A 22,510-nucleotide genomic window follows, 5' to 3' on the forward strand; every position below is an offset into this window, starting at 1 on the left:
CTTGCGACGAGGGCTTTTCTAATAGTAGCCTGACAATGTCCTACTTTCACACGGGAACCCGCACTATCATCGGCGCTGAGGCGTTTCACTGTCCTGTTCGGGATGGGAAGGAGTGGGACCACCTCGCTATGGTCATCAGGCTTAACCGGTCACCATCTTGACGCTCATACAAAGCGCAAGACGGCCAATTCGCAGAGTCGCCCGATTGTGATCATCACAACCGAGAATCAGAATTTTTGATTGCGTACCGAATTCAATCGAAGAACGGTACAGCGTAAAACCCCTATTTGACGGTCAAGTCAAAGTTATAGGGTCAAGCCTCACGGGCAATTAGTACTGGTTAGCTTAACGCATTACTGCGCTTCCACACCCAGCCTATCAACGTCCTGGTCTCGAACGACCCTTCAGGGGGCTCAAGGCCCCGGCAAGACTCATCTTGAGACGAGTTTCCCGCTTAGATGCTTTCAGCGGTTATCTCTTCCGCACTTAGCTACTCGGCAATGCCACTGGCGTGACAACCGATACACCAGAGGTGCGTCCACTCCGGTCCTCTCGTACTAGGAGCAGGCTCTCTCAATCTTGCAGCGCCCACGGAAGATAGGGACCAAACTGTCTCACGACGTTTTAAACCCAGCTCACGTACCTCTTTAAATGGCGAACAGCCATACCCTTGGGACCGGCTACAGCCCCAGGATGAGATGAGCCGACATCGAGGTGCCAAACACCGCCGTCGATATGAACTCTTGGGCGGTATCAGCCTGTTATCCCCAGAGTACCTTTTATCCGTTGAGCGATGGCCCTTCCATACAGAACCACCGGATCACTTTGTCCTACTTTCGTACCTGCTCGACTTGTCAGTCTCGCAGTCAAGCACGCTTATGCCAATGCACTATCACCACGATTTCCGACCGTGGCTAGCGTACCTTCGAACTCCTCCGTTACGCTTTGGGAGGAGACCGCCCCAGTCAAACTGCCCACCATACACTGTCCCCAACCCGGATAACGGGCCAAGGTTAGAACCTCAAACACACCAGGGTGGTATTTCAACGTTGGCTCCACGACACCTAGCGGCACCGCTTCAAAGCCTCCCACCTATCCTACACAGATCTGTTCAAAGTCCAATGTAAAGCTACAGTAAAGGTTCATGGGGTCTTTCCGTCTTTCCGCGGGGAGATTGCATCATCACAAACATTTCAACTTCGCTGAGTCTCTGGAGGAGACAGTGTGGCCATCATTACGCCATTCGTGCAGGTCGGAACTTACCCGACAAGGAATTTCGCTACCTTAGGACCGTTATAGTTACGGCCGCCGTTTACTGGGACTTCAGTCAAGAGCTTGCACCCCATCATTTAATCTTCCAGCACCGGGCAGGCGTCACACCCTATACGTCGACTTTCGTCTTTGCAGAGTGCTGTGTTTTTAATAAACAGTTGCAGCCACCGATTCTCTGCGGCCTCATTGGGCTCACCAAGTAAATGGATCACCTACTAAAGGCACACCTTCTTCCGAAGTTACGGTGTCAATTTGCCGAGTTCCTTCTCCAGAGTTCTCTCAAGCGCCTTAGAATACTCATCTCGCGCACCAGTGTCGGTTTGCGGTACGGTCGTATGTAGCTGAAGCTTAGTGGCTTTTCCTGGAAGCAGGGTATCACTCACTTCAGAGGCAAGCCTCCTCGTTATCACGCCTCATCTAAACCCTCCGGATTTGCCTAAAGGGTATGACTACACGCTTGAACCGGGACATCCAACACCCGGCTGAGTTAACCTTCTCCGTCCCCACATCGCACTACATATCGGTACAGGAATATTGACCTGTTTCCCATCAGCTACGCATCTCTGCCTCGCCTTAGGGGCCGACTCACCCTACGCCGATGAACGTTGCGTAGGAAACCTTGCGCTTTCGGCGAGGGGGCTTTTCACCCCCTTTAACGCTACTCATGTCAGCATTCGCACTTCTGATACCTCCAGCAGCCTTCACAAGCCACCTTCACAGGCGTACAGAACGCTCTCCTACCACGTACGCTTGCGCGCACATCCGCAGCTTCGGTAACTGGCTTAGCCCCGTTACATCTTCCGCGCAGGACGACTCGATCAGTGAGCTATTACGCTTTCTTTAAATGATGGCTGCTTCTAAGCCAACATCCTGACTGTTTTAGCCTTCCCACTTCGTTTCCCACTTAGCCAATTTTGGGGACCTTAGCTGGCGGTCTGGGTTGTTTCCCTCTTGTGTCCGGACGTTAGCACCCGGTGCACTGTCTCCCAAGCTGTACTCATCGGTATTCGGAGTTTGCAATGGTTTGGTAAGTCGCCATGACCCCCTAGCCATAACAGTGCTCTACCCCCGATGGTAATACTTGAGGCACTACCTAAATAGTTTTCGGAGAGAACCAGCTATTTCCAAGTTTGTTTAGCCTTTCACCCCTATCCACAGCTCATCCGCTAATTTTGCAACATTAGTCGGTTCGGACCTCCAGTAAGTGTTACCTCACCTTCATCCTGGCCATGGATAGATCACTTGGTTTCGGGTCTACACCCAGCGACTGAACGCCCTATTCGGACTCGATTTCTCTACGGCTTCCCTATTCGGTTAACCTTGCCACTGAATGTAAGTCGCTGACCCATTATACAAAAGGTACGCCGTCACCCCACAAGGAGGCTCCGACTGTTTGTATGCATGCGGTTTCAGGATCTATTTCACTCCCCTCCCGGGGTTCTTTTCGCCTTTCCCTCACGGTACTAGTTCACTATCGGTCGATTACGAGTATTTAGCCTTGGAGGATGGTCCCCCCATCTTCAGACAGGATGTCACGTGTCCCGCCCTACTTGTCGTACACCTAGTTCCACAAAAGTCATTTTTCATACGGGGCTATCACCCGCTATGGCCGGACTTTCCATTCCGTTCTGATATGTCGATTGCTAAAGAGTACAAGGCTGTTCCGATTTCGCTCGCCGCTACTTTCGGAATCTCGGTTGATGTCTATTCCTCGAGCTACTGAGATGTTTCAGTTCACCCGGTTCGCCTCGCATGACTATGTATTCATCATGCGATACCCCTAAGGGTGGGTTTCCCCATTCGGAAATCTCCGGATCAAAGCTAATTTGCCAGCTCCCCGAAGCTTATCGCAGGCTATCACGTCCTTCGTCGCCTGTAATCGCCAAGGCATCCACCACATGCACTTAGTCACTTGACCCTATAACTTTGACCCCTGATCCAGCTTTCACCAGGCCAGGATTCAACGTCGTGTCGATGACCGTCTATCAATATGAGTATTACGCGTTTGCCGTCTTCAATACTCTCGAAATTGCTTTCGCGAGTTGAATTCTGTTGACGCAATCAAAAATGTCATCGGCTGGACGGAGCGCTTGGCCCTTTACCAAGACCAGCGCTTTCAGCCGACAACTCTGATTTTCGACTCTACGAATTGTTAAAGAACAACAGCCGATTCTTTCGAATCACTGAAGCAAACTGCAATACATGCAGTTTGCTTCAGCAATCGATCTCAATGTGAATGGTGGAGGATGACGGGATCGAACCGACGACCCTCTGCTTGCAAAGCAGATGCTCTCCCAGCTGAGCTAATCCCCCGAAATCCCAAATCGTGAAGATGGTGGGTCTGGTTGGACTCGAACCAACGACCCCCGCCTTATCAAGACGGTGCTCTAACCAGCTGAGCTACAGACCCTTCACTTTTTGTTCGTGAAGCATCGTCCGACTTGCCTTGCGGCGCTCAGCCGGGTCACGTTCACATGCTGTGTTCAACTACAGCCGATAAGAGTGGGCGCTCAAATTTGAGTGCATTTTCCAGAAAGGAGGTGATCCAGCCGCACCTTCCGATACGGCTACCTTGTTACGACTTCACCCCAGTCACGAACCCTGCCGTGGTAATCGCCCTCCTTGCGGTTAGGCTAACTACTTCTGGCAGAACCCGCTCCCATGGTGTGACGGGCGGTGTGTACAAGACCCGGGAACGTATTCACCGCGGCAAGCTGATCCGCGATTACTAGCGATTCCGACTTCACGCAGTCGAGTTGCAGACTGCGATCCGGACTACGACCGGTTTTCTGAGATTAGCTCCCCCTCGCGGGTTGGCAGCCCTCTGTACCGGCCATTGTATGACGTGTGTAGCCCTACCCATAAGGGCCATGATGACCTGACGTCATCCCCACCTTCCTCCGGTTTGTCACCGGCAGTCTCATTAGAGTGCCCTTGCGTAGCAACTAATGATAAGGGTTGCGCTCGTTGCGGGACTTAACCCAACATCTCACGACACGAGCTGACGACGGCCATGCAGCACCTGTGTTCTAGTTCTCTTTCGAGCACGAAACCATCTCTGGTAACTTCTAGACATGTCAAGGGTAGGTAAGGTTTTTCGCGTTGCATCGAATTAAACCACATCATCCACCGCTTGTGCGGGTCCCCGTCAATTCCTTTGAGTTTCAACCTTGCGGCCGTACTCCCCAGGCGGTCAACTTCACGCGTTAGCTTCGTTACTGAACAGCAAGCCGTCCAACAACCAGTTGACATCGTTTAGGGCGTGGACTACCAGGGTATCTAATCCTGTTTGCTCCCCACGCTTTCGTGCATGAGCGTCAGTACAGGTCCAGGGGATTGCCTTCGCCATCGGTGTTCCTCCGCATATCTACGCATTTCACTGCTACACGCGGAATTCCATCCCCCTCTACCGTACTCTAGCCATGCAGTCACAAATGCAGTTCCCAGGTTGAGCCCGGGGATTTCACATCTGTCTTGCAAAGCCGCCTGCGCACGCTTTACGCCCAGTAATTCCGATTAACGCTTGCACCCTACGTATTACCGCGGCTGCTGGCACGTAGTTAGCCGGTGCTTATTCTTCAGGTACCGTCATTAGCTCCTAATATTAGTAAGAGCCGTTTCTTCCCTGACAAAAGTGGTTTACAACCCGAAGGCCTTCTTCCCACACGCGGCATGGCTGGATCAGGCTTGCGCCCATTGTCCAAAATTCCCCACTGCTGCCTCCCGTAGGAGTCTGGGCCGTGTCTCAGTCCCAGTGTGGCTGGTCGTCCTCTCAGACCAGCTACAGATCGTCGCCTTGGTGGGCTTTTACCCCGCCAACAAGCTAATCTGATATCGGCCGCTCCAATAACGCGAGGTCTTGCGATCCCCCGCTTTCACCCGTAGGTCGTATGCGGTATTAATCCGGCTTTCGCCGGGCTATCCCCCATTACTGGGCACGTTCCGATATATTACTCACCCGTTCGCCACTCGCCACCAGGATTGCTCCCGTGCTGCCGTTCGACTTGCATGTGTAAGGCATGCCGCCAGCGTTCAATCTGAGCCAGGATCAAACTCTTCAGTTCGATCTTGATAAAATTACTCAAAGAATTGATAGGAACTTCATTTGCATAAAGTTCATACTGTTTTCTGTGAGCGTTTAAGGTCCATGAGACCTCGACTTTCCAGGCTTCCCCGGATCGTCTTGGCACTCGCCTTCAAACGCCCACACTTATCGGCTGTTAGTTTTTAAAGAGCTGCCTTTCGGCACTACCTTTCGGCAGTTGCTGCTGCTTTTGCAGTTATCAGCTGAGTCTGCGATTATGACTTGATTCTAATAACCTTGTCAACCGCTAGGCTTTATTCTTTTTTGCTGACCACTTTGATTTGCCGCTTTCGCTTGAATCTCTGTTTTCAGCCGAGAGAGCGATTCTGACATGTTTTTGAAAACCTTGTCAAGCGTTTCGCGCTTTCGTTTTCTTCGCTGCTTTCAGTCGTCCTCGGCATTTGCCTTGGCTGTCTTCGATCAGCGAAGCCCATGACTGTAGCACAGCATTTTGAGACTTCGCAACTGCCGCCGTAGATTTTTCGCGGGGCGTGCCTACGACGCGGTTGCCGTCACCGCCCGGCGCCCTGGAGACAGCAGACGGCTCACGTCTTCGCAGGCACGTTGCGGATCGTCGGAGGAGAGGATGGCCTCCAGGTGCGAGGCCCAACGTCGGGCCTCCGTTCGCAAGACGTTCTGCTTGATCGATGCGATTTGCGAAGGGTGCATGGACAGGCTGCGCAGCCCCATGGCCAGCAGGAGCTGCGTGAAATCGGGGTCCCCTGCCATCTCGCCGCACACGCTCACGTGCTTGTTGGCGGCGCGCGCCTGAGCAATCACACGTGCGAGCAGACCCAGCACGGCCGGATGCCACGGGTCATACAGGTGGGCCACCGCCTCGTCGGCGCGATCGATCGCCAGGGTGTACTGGATCAGGTCGTTGGTGCCGATGGACACGAAGTCGAAGTGGCGCAGGAACGTCGGCAGCATCAGTGCCGCGGCCGGCACTTCGATCATCGCGCCCACATCGATGTCGGTGTAGGTCCTGCCCGCTTCATTGAGCTGCTGCCGGGCGCGCGCCAGCGCCTCGAGCGTCAGGCGGACCTCGCTGAGGTGCGCGACCATGGGGATTAGGAGCCGCACCTTGCCGTAGGCGCTGGCGCGCAGGATGGCCCGCAGCTGCTGGCGGAACATCCCCGGCTCCGACAGGCTCCAGCGGATCGCGCGCAGGCCGAGCGCCGGATTCAGGGCGTGGTCGTGGCGCAGTTCGTTGGCCGACATGCGTTCCAGTGGCTTGTCGGCGCCGATGTCGACCGTGCGGATCGTGACGGGCAGCCCCTTCATCGATTCGACCGCGGCGCGATAGGCCTCGAACTGCTCGTCCTCGCCCGGAAGCTCGCCATCGCGGTTCATGAACAGGAACTCGCTGCGGAACAGCCCGACCCCGACCGCCCCCGCCTCCAGCGCAGCGATCGCGTCGCTCGGCATCTCGATGTTCGCGAGCAGTTCGACGCGCTCCCCGTCCAGCGTGACGGCCGGCGTGTGCCGCAGCCGCGCGAGCCGCTCGCGGCCCAGATCGCTCTGGCGCTGCCGGAAACGGTACTCCTCGAGAACGATCGGCGACGGATCGACGATCACGATGCCCGCATCGCCGTCGATGATGATCCAGTCGTCCTGGCGGATGATGCGGCTCGCTTCGCGCGCGCCGACGACCGCCGGGATGTCCATGCTGCGCGCGACGATCGCAGTGTGCGACGTCTTGCCCCCCACGTCGGTGATGAAGCCGGTGAACACGCTGCGCTTGAACTGCAGCATGTCGGCCGGCGCAATGTCGTTCGCCACGAGCACGAGAGGATCCTCGCCGGCGAAATCGCGCGGCCGCACGCCCGGCGCCGGAGCGAACGACGACGCCGGCCCGCGGGCCATGGCCCGCAGCAGGCGCTCGACCACCTGTTCGAGATCGGCCTTGCGCTCTCGGAGGTACTCGTCCTCCATCTCGTCGAACTGGCGAGCCAGGACTTCCAGCTGCGCGGACAAGGCCCATTCGGCGTTGTAGTGGCGCTCGTGGATCCACTGCTTGGTGGCGCCGGTGAGCGTGTCGTCGTGCAGCAGCATCAGGTGCACGTCGAGCAGGGCAGACAACTCGGCCGGCGCCTCGGCCGGCAGGTCTCGCTGCAAGGTCGTGAGCTCGTCGGCCACGGCATCGCGGGCGACGCGCAGGCGGGCCACTTCGCCTTCGACGCGGTCCTCGTCGATGAAGTAGTGAGCGACGTCGACCCGGCTCGACGCCACGAGCACGGCGCGTCCGATCGCGACGCCGCGTGATACCGGCAAGCCGAACACCTGGAAGCTCATGCGACCGATGCTAGCAGCGCCGGGTGGGGGAGCCAGGGCGGATTTGCCCCTGTGATGTCGGGTTGCCAGGCCGCCAGCAGGCGGCTATTGACCTTCGCCGAACTTGTCGTTGATCAGCGCGATCAGCCCCGCCATCGCGGCCTGTTCGTCGGGCCCATCGACCTCGAGTTCGACGACGCTGCCAACGCCCGCGGCAAGCATCATCACACCCATGATGCTCTTGGCGTTGACCCGGCGGTCGTTGCGAGACATGAACACGTCGCTCTTGAAGCTGCCGGCGAGCTTGGTCAGCTTGGCCGAGGCCCGGGCGTGGAGCCCGAGCTTATTGCTGATGGTGATGCTTTGCTTGATCATTTCCGCCCGGTTTGAGGGTCTGGTTCTGCGGTTTGGAGGTCGCGACCTGCATCACGCCCTGCGTCGCACCCGACACGGCGCGCATCACCACCGCCTCGAGCGGTTCGGTGGCGTAACAGAGCGCGCGCCAGAGCATGGGGACGTTGACGCCGGCGATCACTCGCACCTGCGTGCCGTCACCCAGGCGCTGCGCGACATTGCAGGGGGTCGCACCGAACACATCGGTGAAGATCAGCGCATCGGGGTGACGCACCCGCGCCAGCATCGCCCTAGCCTGGGCCTCGACCTCTTCGATCGGCGTATCCGGCGCGACATCGAGCGCTTCGAGCAGTCGGGAGCAGTCCGGGAACGTGTGCTCGGCCACGGCCTTCAGCGCGGACGCAAATGGCGCATGGGCGATGATCATCAGTCCGGGCATGGCGACAAATTATCGGCAGTTCACAGTGGTCAATGAGGTTTCGCGGGCGGCGAAGGCTCGGCCCGACACAAAAACCACACATAGGAGGCGACGCAGCACATCAGTAACAACGCAAAACCACCCCGGTAGGCCGACAGGGTCTCCCACCCCGCGGCGCGCAGCAGGTCGATCGCGATCCCGATTCCCCACTGCAGGCTGAACACGCCGAGGAAGATCACCAGGTTGTAGGCCGACAGCGCCCGCCCGGCGAGATCCGCCGGCAGCGCGAGCCCGACCGCCGGCTGCGACAGCGACACGACCGAACAACCGACGCAAAACAGCACCCAGACCCATGCACCCGCTGCGCTCCCCAGGCCGATCGCCAGCCCGAGCGCGACGAGGCTCAGAGGCGCGCCGACGGCGATCAGGCGCTGTGCCGACCACCCCCGCGCGTACAGCCGCGGCACGAAGCTGCCCCAGGCCATGAAGCTCAACAGCATCGCCATATTGATCGTGAACAGCCCCTGGGCGGCCTGCGCGGCCGTCCACCCGCAGACCTCGATCAGCCACGGCCCGGCCCACAGCGATTGCACGGCGATCAAGCCGCCATAGTGAAAGAAGCCCATCGGCGCGAGCCGCAGGAATGTCGGGTGGCGCCACACCGCGGCATAGCTCCCGCTCACTGCTGTCCCGGCCCCGCCGGCGCTCGCCGGGACGACCGCCGGCGCATCAGGCGGCACGAAACGCGCAATCGCCAGCATCGACAACACCATCCACGCCGCGATCGCCCAGAACAGCCCGCGCCAGCCCAGGGTCGGGAGCAGCCACTGGACCGGCAGGGTCGACGCGACCATCCCCACCGAGCCGGACATCAGCATCCACGAGTTGGCGCGCAGCTGCGCCACGGGGTCAAAGCTGCGCCGGAACGCCGTCAGCGGCGCCATCAGGCAGGCACTCACGCCAACACCGATCAGCGCCCGCGCCAGCGCCAGGCCGAGAAAGTCGTGCGCCAGCGCGAAGGCGGCGCTGCCGATCACGGCCACCGCGAGGAATCCCAGCTGCACGCGCTTCGGGCCGACGCGGTCGAGCGCGCGGCCCAGCGGCAGTTGCGTCGTCGCGAAGCCGAGGAAGAACGCGCCGCCGAGCAGCCCGAGGTCGCCTGCCGTGAGGCCGAGCTCGGCCGTGAACAACGGCGCCAGCGTCGCGGTCACGCCGCGAACCAGTGCCGAGATGAAGTAGCTGAACGCGAAGATCAGGAACACCGCGACCGCCTGGCGGCCGGCGACGCGCGACGAGGCGTGGTTGACCGCGGCCGCAGCGCCGCTCATGCGGGGAACTTCAGCCCGGCAATGAACGCATCGACTGCAGCGGGCGGCGGCTGCGTGCCTATCACGCTGGCCTGGTAGACGCGCCGGCCGCGCACGAAGAACGCCGCATGCTCCTGGACCGCGGCGCCGTCGGGCAGGCGCCCGGACACGCTCAGCCGGGTCGCCTGTGCGTTGGGCGTCATGCCGCGGATCTGCAGCGGCGACAGCTGCGGCGCCGCGCCTTGCAGGTTGCCTACCGCGAGCTGGCGCAACGCGGTCAGCGTCTCGGCGACGCGCGCCGGATCGTCGACGTCGACGAACGCCAGCGCGAAGGTCGCCTCGCCGGCGCTGCAGGCCAGCATCTGCATCGGCGCGGCCGCACCAGCCAGCATGACCGGGCGGGCGACGCGATCCGGGCGGCACGGAAAACTCACCGTCAGGTCGGTCCCCTCGGGCACGAACTCGCGCCAGTCGAGGGCTGGCGAACAGCCCGCCCCAGCCCCCGCGGCGAGGGCGATCAAAGCGGCGTGGAGACGGCGGAGGCGCATCACGGCATTATCCCGACGCTGCTCCACAATCGTCGGCATGACGACCGAAGCCACTCCTTCCGCCTCCGCGCAGCCGCTGTCCGGCGTGCGCGTGCTCGACCTGTCGCGGGTGCTGGCCGGCCCCTGGTGCACGCAGACGCTGGCCGATCTCGGCGCCGACGTGATCAAGGTCGAGCGCCCCGCCACGGTCGGTGCCGACGGACGCCGCAGCGGCGGCGACGACACCCGCGGCTGGGGTCCGCCGTTCCTGAAGGACGAGCACGGCGCCGACACACTGGAGGCCGCCTACTACCTCGGCACCAACCGCAACAAGCGCTCGATCACCGTCGACATCGCGCGGCCCGAGGGCCAGGCACTGATCCGTCGCATGGCCCTGCGCAGCGACGTCTTCGTCGAGAACTACAAGGTCGGCGACATGGCCCGCTATGGCCTCGATCACGCCAGCCTCAGCGCCCTCAACCCGCGGCTGATCTACTGCTCCGTCACCGGCTTCGGCCAGACCGGTCCTTACCGCGAGCGCGCCGGCTACGACTATGCGATCCAGGGCATGGGCGGTCTGATGAGCGTGACCGGCCCGTCGCGCGCCGAGATCGCGGACGATGCCCCCGGTGGCGGCCCGCAGAAAGTCGGCGTGGCGGTGGCCGACCTGTTCACCGGCATGTACGCGACCACCGCGATCCTCGCCGCGCTGCGCCACCGCGATCTCACCGGTGTCGGCCAGGCGATCGACATGGCCCTGCTCGATACCCAGGTCGCGATGCTCGCGAACCTCGGCGCCAACTACCTGACCACCGGCGTCGCGCCGCAGCGGGTCGGCAACGCGCACCAGAATATCGTGCCGTACCAGGTGTTCGAGGTCCGTGACGGCCACATGATCCTGGCGGTCGGCAACGACAGCCAGTTCGTCAAGTTCTGCGAGGTCGCCGGACAGCCGCAGCTCGCGCGCGACCCGCGCTATGCCCGCAACGCCGACCGCGTGCGCCACCGCACGGAACTGGTGCCGCTGCTGGCGGCGCTGATGAAGGCGCGCACGCGGGCCGACTGGCTCGAGTCGCTCGAGGCGGCCAAGGTGCCGTGCGGCCCGATCAACGACCTGGACGACGTGTTCGCCGATCCCCAGGTCGCACAGCGCGGCATGACGGTCGAGATGCCCCATCCGCAGGCGGGGCGCGTCCGGCTGGTCGCCAGCCCGATGAAGTTCTCGGCCACCCCCGTGCAGTACCGCCGCCCGCCCCCGCTGCTCGGCGAGCACACGATCGAGGTGCTGCGCGAGTTCGATCTGGACGACGCGGCGATCAAGGCCCTGCGCGCGGCCCGGGCGATCTGACATGGCGCAGTGGACGCGCCGCCGCTGCCTGGCGCTGGCCGCCGCGCTGCCGCTGGTCGCGTCGGCCCAGGAGACGGCGCTGCCGCGCCCGGCTTCCCTGCGGGCCGAGGCGCAAGCCGCCGCCGGCCGCGGCGAAGCGCTGATCGTGCTTGTCAGCCTGCCGGGCTGTCCGTATTGCGAGCGGATCCGGCGCGCTCACCTCGCGCCGCTGGCTGCCGGCGGCGGCGTGGTGCAGATCGACGTGGGCAGCGACCGTCCGCTGGTCGACTTCGACGGCGCCGCCCGCACCCACGACGCCTGGGCGCGGGCGCGGGAGGCCCGTTTCACGCCCACCGTGCTGTTCCTCGGCCCGCGCGGCGACGAACTCGCGGAGCGTCTCGTCGGGGCCGGAGTGCCGGACTTCTACGGCGCCTACCTGGATCAACGAATCGTGACGGCGCGCAGCGTCCTGTCTCGCCAACGCTGAATCCGACCACCCAAGCGTGACATCTTTACCCCCCTGGACCCGAAAAATAGCGAACTCGGGGCTGGCGCCGGATCGCGAGCCGCCCGAAACTCCTTGTAACGCCTGCCCCCGCTGGGGCTGTGACGAATCGCCAGGCGAACAAGACAAGGAACACCCATGGGGATGCCCCAAACGGCGCGCGTCACGGCCTCTCGCGACACCGCGCACACGCTTCCGGGCGACGGTTCGCCCGCGGAGCACGAGCGCTGGCACGACCTCGTGTCGCAGATCGGTGCCGAAGTGGCCGCGCCGTTGACCGCGGCGCTCGAGCGCATCAATGCACTGACCAGCACCGGCCGCATCGACCGCGCCGCGCTGCGCGCCCTGCGCGACGAGGTCGAGGCCGCACGCCAGGCCGGCATGATCGGCCAGCAGCTGACGCGCTTCGCGTCCGGTCGCCTGCGCCAGTCGCACGAGCGGCTCCAGCTCGCCGACGTGTTGCACGGGGTGATCGCGCACCGCACCCGCGAGACCACTGCCCGGGGTCTTGTCGTCAGGCCGGTGCTCAAGCCGGTCGAGGTCATCGTCGATGCGTCGCTGCTGTTCAGCCTGCTGAATTCGACGGTGGACTGGGCGCTGGCCAATGCGCAGTCGCAGATCGACATCGCGATCGACATCAAGACCTGGCCGGCCCACGCACTGCTGACCTGCCGCTTCGCGCACCGCCCGGCGGACGCGCTGGCGGACGACGCCGCGGCGCCGGTGCCTGCGAGCCTCGATTCGCTGACCTGGCGCCTGCTCGAGCAGACCGCGTGGACGATGGGCCTGATCGTCGAGCGCCGCGACGAGGCGCACAAGACCCTGCTGACGCTGGAATTCCCGCGCACCGCGAGCAGCGTGATTGACGGCGTCAGCACGATGGAGCTGAACGAGGGCTTCGCGCCGTCGGCCAATTCGCAGCCGCTCGCCGGCAGCCACGTGCTGGTGATCAGCGCCCGCCGCGACGTGCGGGCGCAGATCCGCGAGTCCCTGCGTCACATGAGCCTGATCATCGACTTCGTCAATTCGGTCGACGAAGCTGCGGCGTTCTGCAGCGAGGGCCTGCCGCACGCGGTGATCATCGAGTCGATCCAGTCGGGCGCGCGCTTTCAGCACTTCCGCGCCGAGATCGCGGCGGAGGTGCCCGACTTCGTGTTCATCGAGCTCGTCGAACAGGGCAAGGGCGCGGAAATGTCGGGGTTCGCCGGCGCGTCGATGGCGCGCGTCGGGCGCGACGCGATCGCCGCGTCGCTCCCTTCGATGCTGATGTTCGAGCTGTCGAAAAGCCTCTGAACGCTACTTCAGCGAGCCGAACACCTTCTTGAGGATGGCGCTGCCGGTGCCCACCGGGTCCTGGCGGATCTTGCGCTCCTCCTCGCCGATCATGAGGTAGAGGCCGTCGAGCGCCTTGCCGGTCACGTACTGCTGGAGGTTGGCGTCCTCCTTGCGAACCAGCCCGAGGCCCGAGGCCTTGCCGGCCAGCGCGTTGTACTTCTCGGCCAGCGCCACCTTCTCGGTCGCCCGGGTCACGATCGGCAGGAAGGTGATCGACAGCGGTGCGCGCGTCTTGCCGGCGAAGAACTGGGTGACGGCGTTGTCGCCCCCGGTCAGGATCTGGCGCCCGTCCTCGACGCTCATGGACCTGACCGCGTTGATCAGCAGATTCTTCGCCTGCGGCACCGCCGCCTCGGCGGCCCGGTTCATCGCGGTCACCAGTTCGTCGACCCGCTTTTGCTGCCCGGTGAACTTCGCGACCTTGGCCGCCTCGTTCAGGAAGCCCGGCAGCGGGATGCGCACCTTCGGGTTGTCGAGGAATCCACCGTTGCGACCCAGCAGCGCCACCGCCGAGGTCGCGCCGCGTTCCAGCGCCGCGCGCACGCCCAGCGCCGCATCGCTTTCGGTGATGCCGGCGGCGACGGCCGGCCGCCAGGCCGCCAGTGCCCACAGCCCAGCCGCGGAGAACACGCCTGACGTAAAATTTCGACGCTGCATTGAAAGACTCCCGTGAAACCTGCCAAGACCATTGCCTCCGTCATTGTGGCCCTCGTGCTCGGCGTAGGCGGTTACCTGACGTTCGCTGCACTGAACGGCGGCACGCCGGCGCCGAATGTCTCGTACACGTTGCTGGACGGCAGCAAGTCGACGCTGAGCCAGCAGCACGGCAAGGTCATGCTGGTGAACTTCTGGGCGACCGACTGCACCACCTGCGTCAAGGAGATGCCCAACATCGTCGCCACGCACGAGAAGTACAAGGCGCGCGGCTACGACACGCTGGCCGTGGCGATGAGCTACAACCCGCCGGCCTACGTGATCAACTTCGCCGAGACGCGCAAGCTGCCGTTCGGCGTGGCGATCGACAACACCGGCGAGATCGCCAAGTCTTTCGGCCCCGTGCAGCTCACGCCCACGAGCGTGCTGATCAACAAGCGCGGCGAAATCGTTAAGCGCTATGTCGGCGAGCCCGATTTCGCGGCGCTGCACCAGTTGGTCGAGAAGCTCCTCGCCGAGAGCTGATCCCGCCGCGCCGCGCGTTCAGCCGCGCGGCCAGAAATACCAGACGAACCAGATCGCCAGCGCGATGAACACCGCGCGCACCGGGTTCGTGCCGCGGCTGAACAGCGAACTCCAGTCGAACTCGTCGTCGACCGGCTCCGGGCGCCGCTGCGCGCTCGCTTCCATCTCGGCGGCCCAGGCGCGGCGGCGCGGGATGTCCTCGCCGAGCGCGTCGAGCCGGCGCTTCACCACCGCCGGCGCCGGCTTGGCGGCGTGCGCGCGCAGCGCTGGTGCGAGCGCATCGACCTGCGCGTGGGCGTCCGCCAACCGGTTGATCGCCAGCGTGGCGCCGCAGGTCCCGCACGCCAGCGACTGGCCCGGCGGGAGCGCCGCTCCGCACGCCACGCATTGCAGCGCCGCCTGCTCGGCCTGGGTTCCGTGGACCGGGTGCGGCGCGATCGCGCCTTCGGGGTCGAGCGCCCGCGCCAGCCGCGCCACGTCGAGCAGGCTGGCCACCGACTGGCAGTAAGCGCAGCGTTCGTCGCTGGCCCCGACCGCGGCGCCGCAGTTCACGCAGTCGATGCGGCCGTTCTGCTCGATCAGGCGGGCGCGGTCGAGCGCCGACATCGGCCGCAGCAGCCCCTTCTCCTGGAGGAACTGCGCGAACGATTGGTACGCGCCGTGCCGCACCAGGCACTCGAGCTGCAGCGAACGCCCCCAGCGGGTCTGGTTGTGGATCGTCTTGAGCCCACCGCTGCAGCGCGGGCACGCTGCCTCCCGGCGCAGCACCTCGTGCGCGAGCTTCTGCATGCCGGCCATCTCGCCGATCAGAGAGAGCAGCGCCGGGCCGTTCAGGCGCGCGGTCTCGGTGCTGTCGAACCAGACCAAGTGGCAGCCGGCGCAGACGTCGAGCTCGACCGGCATGCCGTAGTGGCTCGGCAGCGTCAGCCGCCGCATCGGCTCGCGGCAGTTGCCGCACGGCAGCGTCGCTTCGACGAAGGGCGCCGTGAAGGCGGACACGGCGTCGGTGCGTCGCCGCGGTGGTCAGGCCGCGCTCGGGGCCAGGCCGGCCGATTCGGCCTGCTTGTCGGCGTGATAGCTGGAACGCACCATCGCGCCCACGGCCGCGTGCGTGAAGCCCATCGCCGCGGCCTCGCGCTCGAACATTCTGAACGTGTCCGGGTGCACGTAACGCTTGACCGGCAGGTGGTGGCCGCTCGGCGCGAGGTACTGGCCGATCGTCAGCATGTCGATGCCGTGTTCGCGCATGTCGCGCATGACCTGCAGGATCTCGTCGTCGGTCTCGCCCAGGCCGACCATCAGGCCGCTCTTGGTCGGCACGTGCGGCGCGAATTCCTTGAAGCGCTTCAGCAGGTTCAGCGAATAGGCGTAGTCGGAGCCGGGGCGCGCTTGCTTGTAGAGGCGCGGCGCGGTCTCGAGGTTGTGGTTCATCACGTCGGGCGGCGCGGCCTTGAGGATCTCGAGCGCGCGGTCCATGCGGCCGCGGAAGTCCGGCGTCAGGATCTCGATCTGCGTCTGCGGCGACAGCGCGCGAACCTGGCGGATGCAGTCGACGAAGTGACCCGCGCCGCCGTCGCGCAGGTCGTCGCGGTCGACGCTGGTGATCACCACGTACTTCAGGCGCAGCGCCGCGATCGTCTTCGCCAGGTTGGCCGGTTCATCGGCATCGAGCGGGTCGGGCCGGCCGTGGCCGACATCGCAGAACGGGCAACGCCGCGTGCACTTGTCGCCCATGATCATGAAGGTGGCCGTGCCCTTGCCGAAGCACTCGCCGATGTTCGGGCACGACGCTTCCTCGCACACGGTGTGCAGCTTGTGCTCGCGCAGGATGGACTTGATCTCGTAGAAGCGGGTCGACGGCGAGCCGGCCTTGACGCGGATCCAGTCCGGCTTCTTCAGCGTTTCCGCCGGCACGATCTTGATAGGGATGCGCGCGGTCTTGGCCTGCGACTTCTGCTTGGCCGTGGCGTCGTAGCCTTCCGCCGGGGCGGCGTCGCGGGTCACGTTCGTGGTGCTCATGGGCGCTTTCTGGTCAGGGGCGCAGGCCGTTCGCGAGGTGGCGGCCGAAGGCCTCGGCCACCTCGCCGGTCGAGGCCGGAACGCCGATTGTAGAAAGGTCCACGGTCCGCAGCCCGGCGTAGCCGCAGGGGTTGATGCCCTCGAAGGGTCGCAGGTCCATCGCGACGTTCAGCGCCACGCCGTGGTACGTGCGGTGGCGACTGACCTTGATGCCCAGCGCCGCAATCTTGCCGAGCCCGTCGAACGGGTCGGCGCGCGGGCCCGTCAGCGCGGCGTGGCCGAACGGGTCGGCGAGATTGACGTAGATGCCGGGCGCCCCGGCGACACGGTGGCCGGTGACGCCGACATCCGCCAGCGTCTTCAGCACCGCCTGTTCGAGGCGGAAGACGTACTCCTTGACGTAGATGCCGAGCCGCCGCAGGTCGATCAACGGGTACGCGACCACCTGCCCCGGCCCGTGGTACGTGACCTGCCCGCCGCGGTTGGTCTGAACGACCGGGATGCCGTGCGCTGCCAGCACGTGCTCGGGTTGGCCGGCCAGGCCCTGGGTGTAGACGGGCGGGTGCTCGCACAACCAGATCTCGTCGGGCGTGTCGGGCGTGCGCGCCTCGGTGAACGCCCGCATCGCGGCGAGCGTCGGCTCGTAGTCGACGCGGCCGAGCGCGCGCAGCACCGCGCTCACAGCACCATCTTGACCATCGGGTGCGTGCTCAGCGTGCGGTACAGCTCGTCGAGCTGGTCGCGGCTCGTGGCGGTGATGTGCAGGGTCACGCCCAGGTATTTGTCGCCCTTGCTCGGGCGCAGTTCGACCGTCGCGGCGTCGAACGCCGGGTCGAACTGCTCGGCGATCGTCGTCATCGCATGCACGAAGCCATCGACGTTCAGGCCCATCACCTTGATGGGGAACTGCGACGGGTACTCGATCAGCGACTGCTCGGGCGGGATGTCTTGCATCAGGGTGTCGGTTCGCATACGGGCACAAATGAGGCCGCGCCCGCGGTTTTCCAGATCAGATCGATTGCAGCACCTTGGCCCGCTGGTAGGCCTCGAACAGCCGCGCGTAGACCGGCCCGGGCTTGCCGCGCAGCGCGCCGTGGCCGACCGGCTCGCCGTCGAGGCTGGTGACCGGCAGGATCTCCTTGGTCGCCGAGCTCAGCAGCACCTCGTCGGCCGAGAGCACGTCGGCCTCGGGGATCGGGCGCAGGTTGTAGGCGATGCCGACGTCCTCGCACAACTCGCGGATCAGCTCGTAGCGGATGCCCTCGAGCACGTGCTCGCTCTTCGGCGAGCCGAGCACCGCGCCCTCGTGGACGATCCAGACGTTGCTCGCCGCCGCCTCGGTCAGGAAACCGTTGCGGAACATGATGGTCTCGGTCGCACCCTTGTCGGCGGACATCTGCCGCGCCAGCACGTTGCCGAGCAGCGAGATGCTCTTGATGTCGCCGCGCTCCCAGCGGAAATCGCGCGCCGTGATGCAGGCGACGCCGGCGTGGCGCTGCTCGGGCGTAGCCGGCTTCATCGTGCTGCACATCATGAAGACGGTGGGCGTCACGTCGGCCGGGAACACGTGGTCGCGCAGCGCCACGCCACGGGTGATCTGGATGTAGACCAGCTGGTCCGGCCCGCCACCCTTCTCGGCCAGTGCGGCGAGCAGCTTGCGGCAGCGCTGGAGCCATTCCTCGCGGGCGTGCGGGTTGGCGATGCGCAGCTTGGACAGGCTGCGGTCGAGCCGCGCCAGGTGCTCGTCGAAGCGGAACAGCTTGCCGCCGTAGGCCGGCACCACCTCGTAGATGCCGTCGCCGAAGATGAAGCCGCGATCGAGCACCGAGACCTTCGCGTCGCGCAGCGGGGCGTACTCACCGTTGAGGTAGCACAGCGTGTCGGGAAGCATCTGCATGGTCGAACTCCTGGAGGAAGGCGAAGACTACTACTTGATCCAGAGCCGCATCGCGTCCCACGCACGGCCCAGGATGCCGGCCTGCTCGACGGCCTCCTGCACGACCAGCGGCACGTCGAGCACCGGCGTGCCCGACGCGGTGGCGACCTTGATCGTGCCGACGCGCTGGCCCTTCTCGAGCGGCGCGACGAGCGGGTCGGTCCGTTCGATCTTGGTCGCGAGCTTGCCGCCCTCGCCCTTCGGCACGCTGACGAACAGGCCGCCGGCCGCGCCCAGCTTGGCCTCGGGCGCCTTGCCCTTCCAGACCGGTACCGTCGCGATCGCCTTCGCTTCGTCGAACAGACGGATCGTGTCGAACGCCGCGAAGCCCCAGTTCAGCAGCTTCTGGCTTTCGCTGGCGCGGGCTTCCATCGAGGTCGTGTTCAGCACCACCGTCAGGATGCGGCGCTTGCCCGGGCCCTTGCCGTTGGCGGCCAGGTTCGGGAATTCGCGCTGCGCGGTGGCGATCAGGCAGTAGCCGGCGGCGTCGGTGTAGCCGGTCTTCAGGCCGTCGACGCTCGGGTCGCGACGCAGCAGCAGGTTGCGGTTGGGCTGGTTGATGTTGTTGTACTTGTATTCCTTGATCGAGTAGTACGCGAAGAACTCCGGGTAGTCGCGGATGATGTGCGTGGCGATCACGGCGAGGTCGCGGGCCGTGCTCTTGTGGCCGGCCTCGGTCAGGCCGGTGACGTTCTTGAACACCGTGTTCTTCAGGCCGAACGCCTGCGCCTGGCGGTTCATCATCGCGACGAACTGGTCGAGCGTGCCGCCGACCGCCTCGGCCAGCACGACCGCGGCGTCGTTGCCCGACTGCACGATCTCGCCTTTCAGCAGTTCCTCGACGGTCGGGGTCATCGTGGTGTCGATGAACATCAGCGAGCCGCCGGCCTTGCGCTCGTCCCAGGCGCGCTTGCTGACCGGCAGCTTCTGGTCAAGCGTGAGCTTCTTGTCGTGGATCGCGGTGAAGACGACGTACAGGCTCATCAGCTTGGTCAGCGAGGCCGGATCGGCCGAGGCATCGGCGTCGCGCTCGGCGAGCGTCTGGTTGCTGGTCAGGTCGAGCACGAGGAAGCTCTTGGCGGCCACTTCGGGCGGCTGTGGCGCCTGGGCGTGCGCGGCGACCGCCACGACGAATGAAAGAGCGAGAGCAATGAGGCGTTTCATGGAGATACCGTTGATGGAGATGGCGACCCGGGGCCAGGCCCGCGCGTCGAGGAGAACCAGACGATCAGAGGGGCATGCGCGGCTGCAGTTCCTGCACGACCGTGTTTTTCAGCAAGCCCAGCTGACCATGGAAGAAGTGACCGACACCGGGGAACACGATCACCGGCAGCGCCTGGGGCCGGGCCCAGTCGAAGGTCGCCGAGAGCGGCACGACATCGTCGCTCTCGCCGTGGATCACGATCGTGTCGGCCGGCACGCTGGGCATCGGCTGCTTCAGCGTCGACGGGCCGACCAGCACCATGCGCTGCGGCTTCGCGTCCGCGGCCAGCCGCGTCGCCGCGTGCGAGGCGACGAACGCGCCGAAGGAGAAGCCGCCGAGGATGAACGACTCGCCCGGCGCGCGCATCGCGGCGATCACCGCGAGTGCATCGTCGATCTCGCCGACACCCTCGTCCCACGCCCCGGCCGAGCCGCCGATGCCGCGGAAGTTGAAGCGCACGCAGCGCCATCCCAGGTGCACGAACGCGCGGGCCAGCGTCTGCACGACCTTGTTGTCCATCGTGCCGCCGAACTGCGGGTGCGGATGGCAGACGATGGCCACGCCGCGCGGCTCGCCGGCCGGCGCATCGATCGCGCACTCGATGACCCCGGCGGGGCCGGCGACGGTCGTGCGCGTCGTTTGCGAATTCAAGCTCAGCGGCCCACGTTGGGCGGCAGCAGGAGGCGCTCGACGACCTGGCCGTTCTTCAGGTGCGAGTCGACGATCTCGTCGATGTCGGACTTGTCGACGAAGGTGTACCAGACCGCCTCGGGATAGACCACCGCGACCGGGCCACCGGCACAGCGGTCCAGGCACCCGGCCTTGTTGACGCGCACGCCGCCGGGTCCGGCCAGTTGCTCGCCCTTGATGCGCTTCTTGCAGTGGTCGAATCCGGCGTGAGCGCCTTGCGGGGCGCACGAGTCCTCGCCCTTGTCGCGCTCATTGAGGCAAAAGAAGATGTGACGCTTGTAATAGCTCATGGGGGCATTTTAGGAGGCGGCGCCGGCGCCGCGGTTTCGCGCTCGTCGCGCGCGCCCAGGCGCGCCAGCAGGTAGACGACCGCGACGTACGGCCACAGCCAGCCGACCCAGCGCGCGACGCCGTAGAAGCGGATGAAGCGCCCCTGTTCCCAGGCCTGCAGGCTCTGCGCGAAGAACGGGTCGGCGGGCGCTTGCGCGACCACGGTGACCAGCGCCGTCAACGCCATCAATCCGACGCCGGCCGCCGCGCGCCGCGGCAACATCGCCAGCACCGATGCCAGCACAATCGCGAAGACCAGGGCTGCGAGCGCCTGCGGCGTGCTCCACGCGAACATGTGCTGCGGACCGAAGTTGAGTGCCGTCGACAAGGTGGTGGCCAGCGCACCGAGCGCGGCCGCGCCCAACACCAGCACCAGCCGCCGCCACCCGGCGCGCGAGACCGAGAACGCGACCAGGCACGGCGCGAGCAGCCCGAGCGCGATCAACGCGAACTCGCCCGCCGGAGACAGCGGCGTGCGGTCCAGCTCCGCATCGGCCCAGCTCTGCACCCAGGGCGCCACCGACGTACCGCTCAACACCGCCGCGATGCCCTCCTGCAATTGCGCCAGCACCTGGCCCTGCGCGAGCGGCACCGGCAACGGAAACAGCATGCCGATCGGCCACAGGAGCAGCAGCGCGAGTCCGCCCGCACTGCGGGCGATGAACCAACGGTCGCGCGCGACCTGCCAGCGCTCGACACCCGCGAACATCTGCACGCGCCAGCCCAGAGCGGCACCGATCAGCGTGCCGAGAGAATTCAGGCCCAGGTCGACATTCGACGCCACCCGGTGCGGCAGGAAGTTCTGCAGCAGTTCCATCGCGAACGACCAGGCCGTGCCCGCCGAGAAGGCGACCCACAGTGCCGAGACCGGCCGCCCGCCGCTGCGCACCACCGCGCCGAACACCAGCGCGCCGAGCGGGATGTAGCCGAGCAGATTGGCCACAAGATCGAACGCGGTCCAGTAGCGCGGCCAGGGCAGCACGAGGAACCCGAAGAGCGGCACTCCGGGGATCCGCCACGGGACGAACGGGTACAGGCTCGCGTACGCGATCAGCACCGCGTAGGCCCACGCCATCGGCGTGGCGGAGCTGCGGTGGCGTGGCATGCGCGGGACCGGTCAGAACGGCTTGACGACCACCAGCACGACGATCGCGGTGAACAGCAACACCGCCGACTCGTTGAAGACGCGGAACCAGCGCTCGCTGCGCTGGTTGTCGAAGATCTCGAACTTGCGCAGCAGCGCGCGGCAGGTGTGGTGGTAGCCGATCGCGAGCACCACGAGCACGAGCTTGGCGTGTAGCCAGCCGCCCTTGAAGCCGTAGCCCAGCCACAGCCACAAGCCCAGGCCGAGCGCCGGGATCATCAGCAGGCTGCAGAAGCGGTAGAGCTTGCGCGCCATCAGCAACAGGCGTTCGCGCTCGGCATGGCTGTCGGCCGGCACCGCGGCGAGGTTCACGAACAGGCGCGGCAGATAGAACAGGCCGGCGAACCAGCTCGCGACGAAGACGATGTGAAAGGCTTTGATCCAGAGCATCGGACGATTATGTGTGGGCCCCGATTGCGCCCTCGAAAAGAAAAGCCCCGGCACGGGGCCGGGGCTTGAAATGCCTTCACGCTGTCATCACGGTCGGGCACCTGCTCAGGGAGGAAAAGCAGGGAACAACAACCTTCCGGCTATCATTCAAAACCTACTTTAGCAGAAGCCGTGCGTTTTGCTACCGTCGTGGGAGACCCCCAAAACGCTTGGTT

The 22,510-nt window shown here is 64.6% G+C and carries 20 protein-coding genes, 2 tRNA genes and 3 rRNA genes; 4 read left to right on the forward strand and 21 right to left on the reverse strand.

Translation table 11 applies throughout. The features are described from left to right. Positions 1–27: 27 nt before the first annotated feature. From rrf to ASC76_RS12140, 10 genes are all read right to left on the reverse strand, one after another. Positions 28–140, reverse strand: a 5S ribosomal RNA gene (rrf, locus tag ASC76_RS12095). A 169-nt stretch (positions 141–309) separates the two neighbouring features. Next, positions 310–3,190: ribosomal RNA gene (locus ASC76_RS12100) — 23S ribosomal RNA — on the reverse strand. A gap of 319 nt (positions 3,191–3,509) precedes the next feature. Next, positions 3,510–3,585, reverse strand: a tRNA-Ala gene (locus ASC76_RS12105). 20 nt (positions 3,586–3,605) lie between these two features. Further along, a tRNA-Ile gene (locus ASC76_RS12110) sits at positions 3,606–3,682 on the reverse strand. A gap of 123 nt (positions 3,683–3,805) precedes the next feature. After that, a 16S ribosomal RNA gene (locus tag ASC76_RS12115) occupies positions 3,806–5,336 on the reverse strand. Together the 16S, 23S and 5S rRNA genes with 2 tRNA genes alongside form the textbook arrangement of a ribosomal RNA operon. A gap of 515 nt (positions 5,337–5,851) precedes the next feature. Next, positions 5,852–7,651: a phosphoenolpyruvate--protein phosphotransferase gene (gene ptsP / locus ASC76_RS12120; RefSeq protein ID WP_056465805.1), complete on the reverse strand. Its 1,800-nt coding sequence runs from the start codon at positions 7,649–7,651 to the stop codon at positions 5,852–5,854. Between the two features lie 84 nt (positions 7,652–7,735). Further along, the gene (locus tag ASC76_RS12125; RefSeq protein WP_056465806.1) at positions 7,736–8,005 is read right to left on the reverse strand and encodes an HPr family phosphocarrier protein; all 270 of its coding nucleotides are present in this window, start codon (positions 8,003–8,005) and stop codon (positions 7,736–7,738) included. Continuing rightward, positions 7,974–8,423, reverse strand: coding sequence for a PTS sugar transporter subunit IIA (locus tag ASC76_RS12130; protein WP_056465808.1), 450 nt, complete (start codon positions 8,421–8,423; stop codon positions 7,974–7,976). The genes ASC76_RS12125 and ASC76_RS12130 overlap by 32 nt, the downstream gene beginning before the upstream one ends. 29 nt (positions 8,424–8,452) lie before the next feature. Next, positions 8,453–9,730, reverse strand: coding sequence for an MFS transporter (locus ASC76_RS12135; protein WP_056465811.1), 1,278 nt, complete (start codon positions 9,728–9,730; stop codon positions 8,453–8,455). Further along, the gene (locus ASC76_RS12140) at positions 9,727–10,257 is read right to left on the reverse strand and encodes a hypothetical protein (RefSeq protein ID WP_157615590.1); all 531 of its coding nucleotides are present in this window, start codon (positions 10,255–10,257) and stop codon (positions 9,727–9,729) included. The genes ASC76_RS12135 and ASC76_RS12140 overlap by 4 nt, the downstream gene beginning before the upstream one ends. Before the next feature lie 37 nt (positions 10,258–10,294). On the opposite strand from ASC76_RS12140, the gene ASC76_RS12145 reads away from it, so the two are divergent. From ASC76_RS12145 to ASC76_RS12155, 3 genes are all read left to right on the forward strand, one after another. Then, on the forward strand, positions 10,295–11,584 hold the full coding sequence (locus ASC76_RS12145) for a CaiB/BaiF CoA-transferase family protein (protein WP_056465818.1): 1,290 nt from the start codon (positions 10,295–10,297) through the stop codon (positions 11,582–11,584). Between the two features lies 1 nt (position 11,585). After that, the gene (locus ASC76_RS12150; protein WP_056465820.1) at positions 11,586–12,050 is read left to right on the forward strand and encodes a thioredoxin family protein; all 465 of its coding nucleotides are present in this window, start codon (positions 11,586–11,588) and stop codon (positions 12,048–12,050) included. A 156-nt stretch (positions 12,051–12,206) separates the two neighbouring features. Further along, entirely contained in the window at positions 12,207–13,361 is a 1,155-nt protein-coding gene (locus ASC76_RS12155) for a hypothetical protein (RefSeq protein WP_056465821.1), read from the forward strand. 3 nt (positions 13,362–13,364) lie between these two features. Here the strand turns inward: ASC76_RS12155 and ASC76_RS12160 are convergent, their stop codons facing one another. Then, a complete protein-coding gene (locus ASC76_RS12160) occupies positions 13,365–14,060 on the reverse strand; it encodes a DUF4197 domain-containing protein (RefSeq protein WP_056465823.1) in 696 nt (231 codons plus the stop codon). Positions 14,061–14,072: 12 nt separating this feature from the next. Here ASC76_RS12160 and ASC76_RS12165 point away from each other — a divergent pair, with 12 nt between their 5' ends. Beyond that, on the forward strand, positions 14,073–14,582 hold the full coding sequence (locus tag ASC76_RS12165) for a TlpA disulfide reductase family protein (RefSeq protein ID WP_056465824.1): 510 nt from the start codon (positions 14,073–14,075) through the stop codon (positions 14,580–14,582). An 18-nt stretch (positions 14,583–14,600) separates the two neighbouring features. Here the strand turns inward: ASC76_RS12165 and ASC76_RS12170 are convergent, their stop codons facing one another. From ASC76_RS12170 to ASC76_RS12215, 10 genes are all read right to left on the reverse strand, one after another. Continuing rightward, on the reverse strand, positions 14,601–15,581 hold the full coding sequence (locus ASC76_RS12170; protein ID WP_056465827.1) for a hypothetical protein: 981 nt from the start codon (positions 15,579–15,581) through the stop codon (positions 14,601–14,603). Positions 15,582–15,605: 24 nt separating this feature from the next. Further along, positions 15,606–16,601: a lipoyl synthase gene (gene lipA / locus ASC76_RS12175; protein ID WP_056465828.1), complete on the reverse strand. Its 996-nt coding sequence runs from the start codon at positions 16,599–16,601 to the stop codon at positions 15,606–15,608. Between the two features lie 13 nt (positions 16,602–16,614). Further along, positions 16,615–17,226, reverse strand: a complete 612-nt coding sequence (lipB, locus tag ASC76_RS12180; protein ID WP_371262127.1) for a lipoyl(octanoyl) transferase LipB — start codon at positions 17,224–17,226, stop codon at positions 16,615–16,617. Between the two features lie 53 nt (positions 17,227–17,279). Continuing rightward, on the reverse strand, positions 17,280–17,555 hold the full coding sequence (locus ASC76_RS12185; protein ID WP_056467351.1) for a YbeD family protein: 276 nt from the start codon (positions 17,553–17,555) through the stop codon (positions 17,280–17,282). A 55-nt stretch (positions 17,556–17,610) separates the two neighbouring features. Further along, a complete protein-coding gene (locus ASC76_RS12190) occupies positions 17,611–18,498 on the reverse strand; it encodes a D-amino acid aminotransferase (RefSeq protein ID WP_056465832.1) in 888 nt (295 codons plus the stop codon). A gap of 30 nt (positions 18,499–18,528) precedes the next feature. After that, positions 18,529–19,701, reverse strand: coding sequence for a D-alanyl-D-alanine carboxypeptidase family protein (locus ASC76_RS12195; RefSeq protein ID WP_056465835.1), 1,173 nt, complete (start codon positions 19,699–19,701; stop codon positions 18,529–18,531). A gap of 64 nt (positions 19,702–19,765) precedes the next feature. Then, positions 19,766–20,392 carry an alpha/beta hydrolase gene (locus ASC76_RS12200; RefSeq protein WP_056465837.1) on the reverse strand — a complete coding sequence of 209 codons (627 nt, stop codon included), beginning with the start codon at positions 20,390–20,392 and terminating at the stop codon, positions 19,766–19,768. A gap of 2 nt (positions 20,393–20,394) precedes the next feature. Further along, entirely contained in the window at positions 20,395–20,721 is a 327-nt protein-coding gene (locus ASC76_RS12205; RefSeq protein ID WP_056465840.1) for a ferredoxin, read from the reverse strand. After that, entirely contained in the window at positions 20,718–21,866 is a 1,149-nt protein-coding gene (locus ASC76_RS12210; protein ID WP_056465844.1) for a VanZ family protein, read from the reverse strand. Before ASC76_RS12210 ends, ASC76_RS12205 begins: the two co-directional genes overlap by 4 nt. Positions 21,867–21,878: 12 nt before the next feature. Continuing rightward, positions 21,879–22,295 carry a CopD family protein gene (locus ASC76_RS12215; protein WP_056465848.1) on the reverse strand — a complete coding sequence of 139 codons (417 nt, stop codon included), beginning with the start codon at positions 22,293–22,295 and terminating at the stop codon, positions 21,879–21,881. Positions 22,296–22,510: the final 215 nt, after the last annotated feature.

This window comes from Rhizobacter sp. Root404 (genome assembly GCF_001425865.1).
In the GTDB taxonomy this organism is placed as follows: Bacteria; Pseudomonadota; Gammaproteobacteria; order Burkholderiales; family Burkholderiaceae_C; genus LMDS01.

Coding starts and splice junctions, on each gene's coding strand:
- ptsP (WP_056465805.1), bottom strand. CDS start 7,651: ATGAGCTTCCAGGTGTTCGGCTTGCCGGTATCACGCGGCGTCGCGATC.
- ASC76_RS12125 (WP_056465806.1), bottom strand. CDS start 8,005: ATGATCAAGCAAAGCATCACCATCAGCAATAAGCTCGGGCTCCACGCC.
- ASC76_RS12130 (WP_056465808.1), bottom strand. CDS start 8,423: ATGCCCGGACTGATGATCATCGCCCATGCGCCATTTGCGTCCGCGCTG.
- ASC76_RS12135 (WP_056465811.1), bottom strand. CDS start 9,730: ATGAGCGGCGCTGCGGCCGCGGTCAACCACGCCTCGTCGCGCGTCGCC.
- ASC76_RS12140 (WP_157615590.1), bottom strand. CDS start 10,257: ATGCGCCTCCGCCGTCTCCACGCCGCTTTGATCGCCCTCGCCGCGGGG.
- ASC76_RS12145 (WP_056465818.1), top strand. CDS start 10,295: ATGACGACCGAAGCCACTCCTTCCGCCTCCGCGCAGCCGCTGTCCGGC.
- ASC76_RS12150 (WP_056465820.1), top strand. CDS start 11,586: ATGGCGCAGTGGACGCGCCGCCGCTGCCTGGCGCTGGCCGCCGCGCTG.
- ASC76_RS12155 (WP_056465821.1), top strand. CDS start 12,207: ATGGGGATGCCCCAAACGGCGCGCGTCACGGCCTCTCGCGACACCGCG.
- ASC76_RS12160 (WP_056465823.1), bottom strand. CDS start 14,060: ATGCAGCGTCGAAATTTTACGTCAGGCGTGTTCTCCGCGGCTGGGCTG.
- lipA (WP_056465828.1), bottom strand. CDS start 16,601: ATGAGCACCACGAACGTGACCCGCGACGCCGCCCCGGCGGAAGGCTAC.
- lipB (WP_371262127.1), bottom strand. CDS start 17,226: ATGCGGGCGTTCACCGAGGCGCGCACGCCCGACACGCCCGACGAGATC.
- ASC76_RS12185 (WP_056467351.1), bottom strand. CDS start 17,555: ATGCAAGACATCCCGCCCGAGCAGTCGCTGATCGAGTACCCGTCGCAG.
- ASC76_RS12190 (WP_056465832.1), bottom strand. CDS start 18,498: ATGCAGATGCTTCCCGACACGCTGTGCTACCTCAACGGTGAGTACGCC.
- ASC76_RS12195 (WP_056465835.1), bottom strand. CDS start 19,701: ATGAAACGCCTCATTGCTCTCGCTCTTTCATTCGTCGTGGCGGTCGCC.
- ASC76_RS12205 (WP_056465840.1), bottom strand. CDS start 20,721: ATGAGCTATTACAAGCGTCACATCTTCTTTTGCCTCAATGAGCGCGAC.
- ASC76_RS12210 (WP_056465844.1), bottom strand. CDS start 21,866: ATGCCACGCCACCGCAGCTCCGCCACGCCGATGGCGTGGGCCTACGCG.
- ASC76_RS12215 (WP_056465848.1), bottom strand. CDS start 22,295: ATGCTCTGGATCAAAGCCTTTCACATCGTCTTCGTCGCGAGCTGGTTC.